The sequence below is a fragment of the Hyphomicrobium sp. genome (genome assembly GCF_019744875.1).
GTDB lineage: Bacteria > Pseudomonadota > Alphaproteobacteria > Rhizobiales > Hyphomicrobiaceae > Hyphomicrobium_C.
Genome location: NZ_JAIETU010000023.1, coordinates 1 through 11,521 on the forward strand (window position 1 = coordinate 1; position 11,521 = coordinate 11,521).

The 11,521-nt window shown below is 59.9% G+C and carries 12 protein-coding genes and 1 pseudogene; 8 read left to right on the top strand and 5 right to left on the bottom strand.

Annotated features, from left to right (window positions below; all coding sequences use genetic code 11):
• Positions 1-331 precede the first annotated feature (331 nt).
• Entirely contained in the window at positions 332-823 is a 492-nt protein-coding gene (locus tag K2Y42_RS21160) for a hypothetical protein (RefSeq protein WP_291156762.1), read from the bottom strand.
• A gap of 83 nt (positions 824-906) precedes the next feature.
• Here K2Y42_RS21160 and K2Y42_RS21165 point away from each other — a divergent pair, with 83 nt between their 5' ends.
• From K2Y42_RS21165 to K2Y42_RS21175, 3 genes are all read left to right on the top strand, one after another.
• On the top strand, positions 907-1,548 hold the full coding sequence (locus tag K2Y42_RS21165; RefSeq protein ID WP_291156764.1) for a helix-turn-helix transcriptional regulator: 642 nt from the start codon (positions 907-909) through the stop codon (positions 1,546-1,548).
• Positions 1,535-2,278, top strand: coding sequence for a tRNA-dependent cyclodipeptide synthase (locus K2Y42_RS21170; protein WP_291156767.1), 744 nt, complete (start codon positions 1,535-1,537; stop codon positions 2,276-2,278). Before K2Y42_RS21165 ends, K2Y42_RS21170 begins: the two co-directional genes overlap by 14 nt.
• Before the next feature lie 117 nt (positions 2,279-2,395).
• On the top strand, positions 2,396-3,076 hold the full coding sequence (locus tag K2Y42_RS21175) for a hypothetical protein (RefSeq protein ID WP_291156769.1): 681 nt from the start codon (positions 2,396-2,398) through the stop codon (positions 3,074-3,076).
• A gap of 97 nt (positions 3,077-3,173) precedes the next feature.
• On the opposite strand, the gene K2Y42_RS21180 is transcribed toward K2Y42_RS21175, so the two are convergent.
• The 4 genes from K2Y42_RS21180 to K2Y42_RS21195 all read right to left on the bottom strand — a co-directional run bounded on the left by K2Y42_RS21180 (position 3,174) and on the right by K2Y42_RS21195 (position 7,609).
• Positions 3,174-3,479: a hypothetical protein gene (locus K2Y42_RS21180; RefSeq protein ID WP_291156771.1), complete on the bottom strand. Its 306-nt coding sequence runs from the start codon at positions 3,477-3,479 to the stop codon at positions 3,174-3,176.
• Positions 3,480-3,537: 58 nt separating this feature from the next.
• Positions 3,538-5,922 carry a heavy metal translocating P-type ATPase gene (locus K2Y42_RS21185; RefSeq protein WP_291156774.1) on the bottom strand — a complete coding sequence of 795 codons (2,385 nt, stop codon included), beginning with the start codon at positions 5,920-5,922 and terminating at the stop codon, positions 3,538-3,540.
• Positions 5,923-6,384: 462 nt separating this feature from the next.
• Positions 6,385-6,681 carry a hypothetical protein gene (locus K2Y42_RS21190; protein ID WP_291156776.1) on the bottom strand — a complete coding sequence of 99 codons (297 nt, stop codon included), beginning with the start codon at positions 6,679-6,681 and terminating at the stop codon, positions 6,385-6,387.
• A gap of 760 nt (positions 6,682-7,441) precedes the next feature.
• Complete coding sequence (locus tag K2Y42_RS21195) at positions 7,442-7,609, bottom strand: hypothetical protein (protein ID WP_291156779.1); 168 nt, start codon at positions 7,607-7,609, stop codon at positions 7,442-7,444.
• A 1,434-nt stretch (positions 7,610-9,043) separates the two neighbouring features.
• Between K2Y42_RS21195 and K2Y42_RS21200 the strand changes: the two genes are divergently transcribed.
• The 5 genes and pseudogenes from K2Y42_RS21200 to K2Y42_RS21220 form a co-directional block, all read left to right on the top strand.
• On the top strand, positions 9,044-9,601 hold the full coding sequence (locus K2Y42_RS21200) for a sigma-70 family RNA polymerase sigma factor (protein WP_291156781.1): 558 nt from the start codon (positions 9,044-9,046) through the stop codon (positions 9,599-9,601).
• The gene (locus K2Y42_RS21205) at positions 9,598-10,239 is read left to right on the top strand and encodes a DUF1109 domain-containing protein (protein ID WP_291156784.1); all 642 of its coding nucleotides are present in this window, start codon (positions 9,598-9,600) and stop codon (positions 10,237-10,239) included. The genes K2Y42_RS21200 and K2Y42_RS21205 overlap by 4 nt, the downstream gene beginning before the upstream one ends.
• A 179-nt stretch (positions 10,240-10,418) precedes the next feature.
• A complete protein-coding gene (locus K2Y42_RS21210; protein WP_291156786.1) occupies positions 10,419-10,745 on the top strand; it encodes a hypothetical protein in 327 nt (108 codons plus the stop codon).
• A gap of 107 nt (positions 10,746-10,852) precedes the next feature.
• On the top strand, positions 10,853-11,248 hold the full coding sequence (locus K2Y42_RS21215; protein WP_291156789.1) for a FixH family protein: 396 nt from the start codon (positions 10,853-10,855) through the stop codon (positions 11,246-11,248).
• A gap of 10 nt (positions 11,249-11,258) precedes the next feature.
• Positions 11,259-11,521 (top strand): annotated as a pseudogene (locus K2Y42_RS21220) (hypothetical protein); the annotation flags it as partial.

An 11,521-nucleotide genomic window follows, 5' to 3' on the forward strand; every position in this document is an offset into this window, starting at 1 on the left:
GGTGAACAGGAGCGAAGCGACGAGAAAGTCATCGCACGTCCCCGTTGACAGGCTCAATTAGAGAAGCCGCCGTCGCGAGATGCGGCTAAGCCGATCCCGGCGCCGGGCCGCAAGGCCGCGCGCAGCGCGCCCGTCAGGGTTGCCTTGCGGCCGGTAGGCGGCGCGGTCGGCTACGCATCGGCGCGCGGCAGCGGCTCCGGAGGCCGGCCGGCGGGCCATGGTTTTTTGGTGAGCCTGAGATCTGATCGGAAGTGGGGAGTAGAAAAGAAGGGCGCGAATCCGGGGGTGGTCCCGACGGCGGGGGGAGCCAGCCGCCGGGACCATGGGGTAATCAGGCTTCGTTCGAGGCGATAACGTAGGGTTTCATGGCCATTTCAAAGAGGTCGCGGTAATCGCAGGAAGCGTTCAGGTAGAGGCTTGCCTGAGCGCGTGCTTGTTGAAGCAGGATGCGGCCTTCCTCGGTTGCGTGCGGCTCAAGGACTTCCGCGATCAACTGGCGGTTTTCCCAGACGCGGCCCTGCTGATCTTTAAGGGTGCCTAGCATTTGCGCGGATCTCTGGCGGCTTTGCCAGCGGCGGTAGGTCCTGATGGCGATGCGGGCCTCCGTGCGGTACCGGGCGAGCATTTCGGACGCCTCCTTGAGGTCCATATAGTCGATGGTGCGGTTGGCCGAAGCCTTCTGCAGCCGGGCGATCACGCGAATGGCGTTTTCGGGCATCATGCGGTTTTGAATGCGCTCGAATAAAGTTTCTTTCAATATCTTCATTTTTATCTCCGTTTCTTCTTGTTGCTTGTTTTTATAACTTTGTCGTTTATACGTCATAATTATTAATAGGGCATTAATTTATGGAATTAGACTATAAAATACTTTCTTTTAGAAACGGTTTCTGATATAAAATAGTTATTATGGCGATTTACACAGGAAGTCATTTTCGGTCGGCACGTGAATATCTGGGTTGGTCCCAGGCGCAGCTTGCGAAACGGTCTGGCGTCGCGCAGCCCACGATTTCGGGGTTTGAGCGTGGGAAGACGGGCGATGTCAGTGCCTCAACGCTGAAAAAACTCGAGGACGCTCTGGCATCGGGCGGCGTTATCATCAGGCAGGACGGTCTGGATTTCAGGAATCTGTCCAACTATGAGATCGACGGCGAGGGCTGGTGGCCGCGTTTACTGGACGACGTGGCTGGCGAGCTGGCATCGGGTGGCGAGCTCATCATTCTCTGCGCCGATGATCGCGAATCCAATTCGGATACGATCGCACGCATCAGAGCGATCCGAGCCGCCGGCGTGACATGCAAGAATTTTATTCGCGAAGGCAACACCTATCTGCTGGGAGAGCCGTCAGAGTATCGATGGGTGCCGAAGGAACGATTCCTCAACACCGTGACGCTTGTGTATGGCGATAAGATCGCGGTTTGCGCCGATGACAATACCAAAGCAGTCGTAATCCACGACGAGTCGCTCGTCTTAAGCTGGAGGAACATGCTGGCGCTCTTGTGGGACCAACTGGAACAACCAAAGGAGAGCACAGCGCATGAGCGGTTCTAAATCGATTCAATATCCGGGCCCGACGGGCCCATACAAGGTGACGCAGAAAAATGGTGCCGCTTGGAAGGGTGCTGAGGAAGTACGTCTTCAAATCAGCATCGGCAATCCCGGCACCGAAGGCGATAAGTTCTATGCGTTGTGCGAATGGGCCGCAGCGCGGTTTCCACGCGTGGTTCTCGTGGTGTCCGATACGCTGCAGCGGTACAACGTGATGTTCGAGACGTTGGCCGATCATGAGCGGGCTCTGGCGGTCAGTCGCCAAAGCGGCGATGACTGGCTTGCGCGTAGCAGCGCAGCAATTGACCTGCTGGATAGCAAGGCGTTGGTGATGCGATGGGAAGAGGTGCGGCTGACGCAGGAGACGGCGGAGGCGGAGACCCGCTTGCGCGATCTGTATGAGTGCGATGACGGCTTCAAGACCGCCATAGATGAAACTGTTCAAGCATTCGCAACGCGCGGAGAACGCGACCTGGGAAGCGATCGATCGATCTATGAGACGCACTCGAAGGCGTTCCTGCTCGAGGAGCTGGCCGTGTTTTCGTGGCTGTGCATGAGGGCTGGAGTTGACTCGTATGCGGGATCGTGGATGCAGGGGGTGTTCAATGCGTTACGCGCGCATGAGGGCAGTTTCTTCGACGCCTACCGGAAAGATTGGGTGCAGGTCGATTTCACGCGCAACAAGGCATACCTCGGGCCGAGTTTTGGTGGCGCGTTGGAGATGGCGGCTTGAGGTCGTCGATCGAAATCCTAGCCGGGTTGGATCAGCCGAACATAAGCGCGTCCGATGTCCGGCTCTAAGCAGACGCGCATTCAGTACCCTTCTGCGACCGGGCCATACAAGGTCTGCTTGAAGAACAGCGTGCCGTGGCACGGCGCGCCGGAAGCCCGGCTTCATAACAGTGTCGGCAAGTCCGCGGTCGAGGGCGGCAAGCTTTTTGCGTTTTGCGAATGGGCGGCCGAGCGCTTCCCGCATGCCGTGCTGGTCGTGTCGGACACGCTGCAGCGGTTCAATGTGATGCGTGAGACGGTTGCGGACGAATGTCTGGCGGCCTCGATGTGCCGGAACAGCGGTGATGAGCGGCTGCGCCGGAATCGTGTCTCGATCTCAAGACTGCGAAATGTCGAGATCCTGCGATGGGACGATGCCCTGGCCAAGAGCGATACCGGCACGGCGCTGACACGGCTTGTTGAGCACTACGATGGGGATGCCGACTTCCGGAATGCGTTGGACGAGTGGGTGGAGCGTTTTTGTGCGCGCCTGGAAAGCCGCGGAGCGGTCAGCGCTGAGACTGCAAAGATTGCCAGGGACTATTCACGCGCGTTTTTGATGGAAGAGCTGGCCGTGTTTTCGTGGCTGTGCAAGCCGGCCGGTGTTGACGTCTATCCGGGCACGTCGATGCAGGAAGTGTTTGCCGCGCTTCGCGTGCAGGAGGATGAGTTCTTCGATGCCTTCCGGCGGGATCGGCTGTTGAACGACTACGAACGCAACAAGGCCTATTCGCCGCTTACATTTTCCGCCGCGGCGTAGAAAGCATTTCTCTGGGTACGACGCCGGCAAACCGCCTTCGATGTTCAAGGCAGACCCGCGTCAATACAGCTCCCGTCCGGCTACTCGGATTTTGAGATCAGCGTTTTCGCGCATACTGACGCGTTACGTTGATCTTCAGAAAGAAGACGGGCTTGCCATTGCCTACCTGCAGAACGGCTATGTAATGCGTCGGTATCCGCTGACGCTCGTATTCCCGCCATCCGGCGATCCAGGCGAGCGTGACCACGAGAGCGGTCATGTAGAGGGCCGCACCTCGCCACCGGTTCGCGCGCCGCGTTAAAAGCGCCTCCCGCCTCACGGTGCCGCGGACGTACTCGACAGTGAGGTTTTTGGCGTGGTCAAGTTCGATCAATGCGCGAACGCATTCCTTGCGTTGAGCCATGTTGCGGTGTGTCCGCTGGGCCGGGTCCAACGTCGAAGGGTAGGTGCAAACATCTCAATCAGACCCGCGCTATCCTTAGCCGCAAGGCGTTGCCGACGACGCTGAGGGAGGACAACGCCATGGCCGCAGCGGCAACGACTGGAGAAAGCAGGAGTCCGAAGATGGGATAAAGCAGACCCGCCGCGATCGGCACACCCGCAACGTTGTATGCGAACGCCCAAAAGAGGTTTTGGCGGATGTTGCGCATGGTTGCTTCAGACAGGCGCTTGGCGCGAACGATCCCCTGTAAGTCACCCTTAAGAAGGGTGATACCCGCGCTCTCGATGGCAACGTCGGTGCCTGTACCCATGGCGATCCCAACGTCCGCAGCGGCAAGCGCGGGCGCGTCGTTGACGCCGTCGCCAGCCATGGCGACGACACGCTTCTCCTCCCGCAGCGCGGCGACCACTTCACTCTTCTGCTCGGGCAACACTTCGGCTCTCACCTCGTCGATGCCAAGACGCCGTCCGACGGCTTCGGCCGTAGTGCGGCTGTCGCCCGTGAGCATCACGACGCGGATGCCATCGTGCTGCAGGGCTCTGAGGGCAGACGATGTCGACTCCTTAATTGGATCGGCGATGGCAATGATGCCAGCCAGCTTGTTATCGACACCGACGAAGATCACCGTGCCGCCATCCCGGCGCAGTTCGTCGACCTTATCCGTTAGGTCTGCGGTTTGGACGCCGCGCTCGTTGAGGAACCTGGCGTTGCCGATGGCGATCTTCCTGCCGTTGACGACGCCGAGGACGCCCTTACCCGTCGACGAGTCGAAATCCAACACTTTCGGTAGCTCAATGCGACGGTCAACAGCCGCAGCGACTATGGCGGCACCAAGCGGATGCTCGCTGGCGCGCTCGACGCTCGCTGCCAAGCGCAGGAGCTCGGTTTCGTCAAAGCCGCTGGCGGCAACGGTTGCCACGACTTTAGGTTTGCCCTCTGTTAGGGTTCCTGTCTTGTCAACGACGAGCGTATCGACCTTCTCCATGCGCTCTAGCGCCGCGGCGTCCTTGATCAAAACGCCCGCTTGTGCGGCTCGGCCGACCCCGACCATGATCGACATCGGCGTCGCAAGGCCGAGCGCGCAGGGGCATGCGATGATGAGAACGGATACTGCGGCCACAAGTGCGTAGGCAAGGCGCGGCTCGGGTCCAACCAACCACCAGGCCGCGAAGGCCAGGAGAGAGATCGCGATAACGGCTGGGACGAACCAGGATGATACCGCGTCGGCCAGGCGTTGAATCGGAGCGCGGCTTCGCTGGGCCTGAGCCACAAGCTGGACGATCTGCGCGAGCATCGTTTCGCGGCCAATCCGCTCCACGCGCATGACAAAACTGCCTTTGCCGTTCAGCGTACCGCCGATGACCTTCGAACCGGACTCCTTCAGCACGGGGATCGGCTCGCCAGTGACCAGGGACTCGTCGACATGTGAGCGCCCGTCGATCACTTCGCCGTCGATCGGAACCTTATCGCCGGGACGCACACGCAGCCTGTCACCGACATGGATGGCATCGAGTGCAACCTCCTCCTCGCCGTCGTCGTCGCGCAGCCGACGAGCGGTCTTGGGCGCTAGATCGAGGAGGGCCCGGATTGCTCCCGAGTTTTGTTCGCGGGCTCGCAGCTCGAGCACCTGGCCGAGCAGCACGAGCACAGTGATAACCGCGCCCGCTTCGAAATAGACAGGCACGCCCCCGTCCGCAGCACGCATCGCGATGGGAAAGAGCTGCGGCGCGACCGTCGCGACCACGCTGTAAAGCCAAGCCATGCCCGTGCCGATCGCAATCAGCGTGAACATGTTGAGGTTCCAGGTCACCACCGAGTGCCACCCACGCACAAAAAATGGCCACCCTGCCCAGAGAACCACTGGGGTCGCGAGTACGAACTGGATCCAATTCGACGGACCTTGACCGAGAAGCGTTCGCAACCCCGTGATCTCCCCTCCCATCTCCAGCGCCAACACGGGGAGCGTGAGGACGAGACCGATCCAGAATCGGCGCGTCATGTCGACGAGCTCGGGGTTGGGTTCCGTCGTTTCGCCAGGAAGCAATGGCTCCAGCGCCATACCGCAGATCGGGCACGCGCCAGGGCCGACTTGCCTGATCTCAGTATGCATCGGACAGGTGTAGATTGTGCCTTCGGCAACAGGTTCGATCACGGACGACGAGGCGCTGTCGAGGTATCGCCCTGGTTCGGCAACGAACTTTGTGCGGCAGCCGGCTGAACAGAAATAGTATATCTGGCCCGCGTGGTCAGCGCGATGTTTCGCGGTATGCGCGCCGACCGCCATCCCGCATACCGGATCTCTATTGCCGTGGCTCGTATTCTCAGAGCCGCAGCAGCTGTTGGGACGCAGAGCCCGAGCAGACGAGCAGCACTGGCCCGCCAGGTGTTCGTTGTCCGTGGTCATGGCGCTAGCTCTCTGCGTTTGTTGTTCAGTGACAGCATATCAAGTCGGCTCGATCGCCCTGGCGTGCGTCTACGCGTGTTCTCGCTCGGAGCGACGTTCTGCGACTGGCGCAGGAAGCAGTTGCGGGCCGTCGCGTGCAACTGCCTCCTTGCAGTGGCCTTCCCCACCAGATTTCATGCACAGATGGAGGGCACACATCGCTGTACAGGGCAGGAGCGTCAGCACGAGCGGAGCAAGCCCTGCGGTAACAAGCCAACTCCAATTGAGCGCAAGACCAGCGGCGATAGCTGCAATGGCTAAGACGGTCAAAGTACGTCGGCCACCCAGATAGTGGCGCGCGGCCGAGAGGAGTTCGTGAAAGTTCTCCGACTTATGTGATGATGTGATCGTTGTCATGATTGTGTTCCTCGTGGTGAGCTGTGGGGAGGGGTGATGCAGCTATCCCCCTCCCTCTAGCGGAGGTTAGCCGTTTGGTTTGCCCTCCGATGGCGCCGGTGCCGTGGGAACTTTCGGTGTCTCCTGCAATGTGATTTCCATCATGCGGTTGCAGTTTTCGAGCATTCGCGTCATCTGCGATGGGTTCGCTCCAGCCATCATGTGCATCATCCCGTGATGACCATCCATCGTCATGCCGTGATGTTGGGCCGGTGCTCGGCCACCAGGTGCTGTTGAGGTGGAGCTTTGGGCGATAGCGGCCGACGCTAACGCGAGAGTTCCTGCCACGAGGCTCACCGCAATAAATTGAGATCTGTTAGTCAATTTCGTATCTCCTTCCTTGTTGGCTAGTCTGACATGTTTGACCGACGATCCCTGAAGGGCGCGGACGATCTGCGACTATTGGTGAGTTCGGATCTGACGCACATTTGGTTACAGCCGCACCAGGGATTGCCAACCTGAGGGCGGCGCCGAGCGTTGGCAGCTGATTGATGGGGTAGGCCACCTCAACGGAGACGCAGCTTGTCTCGAAATTGAGTTCTCGTCGGATTTATTTGGCGCGGCGACTGAGGTAATGGCGGACATCTGCGCTTGGTATCGTTGGTAAACAATAACACCCAGAGCCGTCTTGTCGGCCTGAAGTACGGCCACGTATCGCGCTGGTTTATGGCGGCACTCGTACTCCCGCCATCCGACGATCCGCCCGAGCGGGTCCGAGGCGCTCCCGTCGGCATGAACAAAGCGGTCACTCGCCCTGTTCCATCGCGCCGAGCGTCAACGGCATTGAGGCGGCAAGCGTCATCTTGGTGAGGCAAAATCGCGAGCCTCAAAAACCTCGAGCGTGCTCTGGCGACGTTGACGAGTGCTTGTCAGCCGGGCCGGCAGATGACCTGTCCAATTCTCGATGCTCTCAATCGAAGGGGGTGATTTCGTATCCGCTGTCTGCTTGCGAGGTAACGGCGGACGAAGCCCGGCCCCTCATTGTGACAAGGAGCCGGGCCACTCAGTCAGATTGCCTTACCGGAGACTTCGCAGAAGTGCGCGGATCTGCCCGATCCGGGACAGGTCATCTGACGCTCTACACTTACTTTCCTGGCTTCGGCAACTGCGGTCCCTGCGGTGTCATCGGGCATCCTGCGGTGACGATGCCCGGTATGCAGTGTCCGACCTTATGATGCGCTTGCGCCACCACCGCGAAGCCACTCCCTGCCACCGCGATCAAGGCAAGAGCCGCCATTAGAGATTTCAGCATTTTTCGTACTCCCGAGTTTTGAATGTCCTCAGGTCCGCGGCGTCGCCGCGGGCCTGAGGACTGACGCCTACTTGCCCTTCGGCTGCGGCAGCTGCGGCCCCTGAGGTGTCAAGGGGCACGGTATGTAGTTCTTTGGTGCGTTGCTGCAGGGCGGTCTGTAGGGCGGTTTATATTGTGCCTGCGCTTGGCCGGCGACGCCGGTCAAGGCGAAAGCGCCCAGGGCAAGGGCAGTGATTAGAGATTTCAGCATTTTCGTAACTCCCGAGTTTGGAATGTCTTCACCCGCGGCGCAGCACGAGCTGCGCAGCATCAATGCCGAGCGTCGCCGCTCGCAATTTTCACGCGTGAAGGATCAAGCTCTAGGGGGCGGGGTAGGGGGCTGCCAGTTGAGCCCGTCGTGCAGGGAAGGCACAAAACCGCGGAGTGTGGCGTGACCCACTAGAGCTGCACCGAAGGCGAAATCAGAAGCCGGGGCGAGCTGCACGCAATGTGTTGCGCACATGTTCATGGGGCATCTGACGGCGATATTGCAGCAAGGGCAATCCTGGCTGGCGGGGGATGTCGCGTCGGCCGCGTCTTCCATGGACGCCATCGGCACCATGCGCATGGCATACGCGGCTTGCACCGGCGCCAGAGCGAGCCCGGCGCTGATGAAAATCGCAAGGATGGTGCGAACGAACTTCATGCGCACTGCCTCGACGGGTGCAAGTCAGGTGCACTTTGGATGTAAATAGGCACTACCCCATGGCTCAGGCAAGATCATCACTGCAATCTCGCGATTGCGAAACAAATCCCCCGTGCAGCGGGCGCCCAACAGGAGCGCCCGCCATTATTGCATAACGACCTGAGTCAGCGAACGACAGCTGGCGAGCCAGCGACATGCGTTCTCTTTGCCTCGCGCGCGTGGACAGCTTTCGGCTTCCGCGTATTCTGACCGATCGCGATGCGACCGTTATGCTCGTGCGGGACCGCGTACGGCGCACCCTTATAGGGAAAGCGCCAAATCGTGTCAGCCTGCGCCTGGCCGGCGACGGTGCCGGTTAGCAAAGCGGCTGCAGCGAGGTTCAACATGAGGCGGGGGAAAGCGGTACGTGACATGTTCCTGGTCTCCTTGCGTTGTCGCACGCGCCCGGCTTGGGGACGATCATGCGGATGCAAGTAAGTTCGAGACTGGCGCGAGTTCGGTTACATGGATCGTAGGAAAAATGTCGAGCCTTGCCCCGGCATGAGTAAACGAAGGATTGCGGGCTCCGACCTGGCAGATTGCCCAGCCCAGCACGCCTTCGTCGCTCCGACTTGAACGAGGCTCGTTCGATCCGAGGCCGATTATATGAAAGTCCCTTTTTACGCCAGCTGAACAAATATTTTCGAACGCTGTAACCGAAGCCCGCTTGCAAACGAATAGATCGATAGACAGAGGGACAGGTATCGCCAGTGACTTTAAACGAGGCCGAGCTGAAGCAACTGATGTTGGCCGGTCTCGATGGCGACTCGGCTGCGTACCGCACGCTTCTCGACCGGCTGAGCAAGCTGCTGCGCAGCTACTATAGGGCTAAGCTGTCACGTATTGGCAGAGAGGCGACAGAGGCAGAGGATGTGATGCAAGACGTGCTCATGGCCCTTCACACCCGGCGGCACACTTACGATCCCAACGAGCTGTTCATGCCGTGGGTCTATGCCATCGCGCGCTATAAGCTCATTGACCATCTGCGTCGCACGCGCGCCTCGCTGGCCGATGTGCCGTTGGACGATGCAGGCGAGCTTGTGGCTCAAGAGGATCATTCCGGAGTGGAGAGCGGGCACGATCTAGAAATTCTTATGCGCGAGCTCCCCGACAAAATGCGGTACGCGATCCAGTGCGTGAAACTTGACGGACTGAGCGTTGCCGAAGCGGCGAAACGGGGCGGCATGTCGGAATCCGCTATCAAGGTCAACGTGCATCGGGGATTGAAAATATTGGCGGCGTCGATTGCCCGGGAGACGAAATCGTGAAGACAGATGAACTGATTACCATGCTGAGTACGAACGTTGAGGCGGTCGACCGTCGGCGAGTTGTGCGGGAGATCGGCGCGACAATCGCGATCGGTTCGCTTGCAGCGGTCGGTACGATGGTGTTAGCCCTCGGTTTGCGCGGGGATCTGCCTCAAACCGGGCCCCTCATTTTCCTGCTGGCGAAGCTTGCTTTCGCAGTGGGAATTGTCGTCTTGGCTTCGGTCTATCTGATGAAGTTGGCCCGCCCAGGCGGGGAAGGGCGGGTGGCAATCACGTGGGCGGCGTTGCCGTTTGTTGCAACGATGCTCCTGGCAGTGATCAGCCTCGCGTTCGCCCCCACGTCGCACTGGAACAGGATGATCATGGGAGATCAATGGCTGGAATGCCTCATCTCCATTCCCATCATTGCGGTCGTGCCGTTTGCGGCGGTGATCTGGGTGCTGCGCAGGATGGCTCCAACGGACCTCATCCGCACGGGCGCCCTCGCCGGGCTCGTTGCTGGCGGTTTGAGTGCGATCGGTTACGCACTCCATTGCACCGACGACTCACTGCCTTTCGTGGCCTTTTGGTACGGCGGCACAATTGTGCTGTGCACCTTGGCCGGTGCGACGCTCGGACCGCGCCTGTTGCGATGGTGAGCGAATGCCCCAGTGACCAAGCGTTATTCGGCCGCCAAAAGTCTGCGAAACATGAATCTTCATCCATTTATGTAAAACTGACGCAATTCATGCGCTTAGCCGCTAAACTCGCACGAACTCTATAGTTGACGAATCCACGTCCCAATCCCATCATGTGAAGGGTGAAATTAGAGCCTGCCATGTCGTTCAGACGTACCATCGCCGTGCTGTTCCTGACCTTGGGGTTTACCCTTGGGTCGGTCATCGGCGTGGCCGTGGCCACTGAGCAGGCCTTGGCTAAGCCCTGCCCGATGCACGATCAGGGCGCGGATAGCCCATGCTGCAAGGGTGATTGCACGGGTGCCATGGCGGGCTGCTCCGTCAAATGCTCGGTTCAGTTTGGTGCGGCCCTGTTGCCGGACACTGCGCGGTTTGTGCAGGCTGCGGGTGCCCAACTCGTCGTGTGGGATGCGAATACCTACGACCCGTTTGTGGCTAGGCCTCCCCCACCCATACCCATCGTCTGATCTCCTGACGACTCACGCGAGTTCTGCGGCTGCTCTTTGAGCGTGTCCGCTGACTGTCGCATGCGCAGCGCTTGGCCGCTGCCCAACCACACCACACGGAGATCGACATGAAAAACCAAACGAAAATGATGCTGGTGGTTTGCCTTATGGCAGTGTCCACCCCTATGGCCGCTCTTGCGGCAGCCCAGGACTATGCCTTCGAAGCGGTCAAGACCGAGGTTCGCAACGGTCCTGGCAGCGATATTGCCGTTCGGCTCGTCCACAAACCAAGCGGCAAGCCTGTCGAGGACGCAGTCATCTTCCGCACGCGGCTCGACATGTCCCCAGAAAACATGGAGGGCATGACGACCAAGATCGAGCCGCTGACCGAAAGCGAGCCCGGGGTCTATAAATTCAGGGCCGACTTCACGATGGCGGGCGGCTGGGCTTTGAAGCTGCAGGCCAAGGTGCAGGGTGAGCCCGAGACCGTACAGGGCACTGTCGTCTTCACCGCGAAGGACTGAGGACCGCCCCATGCGCAAGTTGGTGTTCGTGCTGGCGGGCCTTCTGTTCGTTCTGGTGCCGACCGCGGTCGGCTACCGGATCGGCACGGGGCATTGGCCTAGCGTTCCGTCCTCGGATTTGAGCGGGGATGCGTCACAATCTGGGTCTGCGAGCACGACGCCTTCGGCGAGTGGTCGGGTTCTTTATTGGAAAGATCCCGACGGCAAGCCCGCTTATGCGGCCAACCCGGCCAAGACTGCCGACGGCCGCGATTACGTACCCGTCCACGAGGA

What these genes read in the sequence shown, in the direction of transcription:
- K2Y42_RS21165 (WP_291156764.1), top strand. Translation starts at nt 907, where the DNA reads ATGGCGATTTACACAGGAAGTCATTTTCGGTCGGCACGTGAATATCTG.
- K2Y42_RS21170 (WP_291156767.1), top strand. Translation starts at nt 1,535, where the DNA reads ATGAGCGGTTCTAAATCGATTCAATATCCGGGCCCGACGGGCCCATAC.
- K2Y42_RS21210 (WP_291156786.1), top strand. Translation starts at nt 10,419, where the DNA reads ATGTCGTTCAGACGTACCATCGCCGTGCTGTTCCTGACCTTGGGGTTT.
- K2Y42_RS21160 (WP_291156762.1), bottom strand. Translation starts at nt 823, where the DNA reads ATGACGTATAAACGACAAAGTTATAAAAACAAGCAACAAGAAGAAACG.
- K2Y42_RS21180 (WP_291156771.1), bottom strand. Translation starts at nt 3,479, where the DNA reads ATGGCTCAACGCAAGGAATGCGTTCGCGCATTGATCGAACTTGACCAC.
- K2Y42_RS21215 (WP_291156789.1), top strand. Translation starts at nt 10,853, where the DNA reads ATGAAAAACCAAACGAAAATGATGCTGGTGGTTTGCCTTATGGCAGTG.
- K2Y42_RS21195 (WP_291156779.1), bottom strand. Translation starts at nt 7,609, where the DNA reads ATGCTGAAATCTCTAATGGCGGCTCTTGCCTTGATCGCGGTGGCAGGG.
- K2Y42_RS21185 (WP_291156774.1), bottom strand. Translation starts at nt 5,922, where the DNA reads ATGACCACGGACAACGAACACCTGGCGGGCCAGTGCTGCTCGTCTGCT.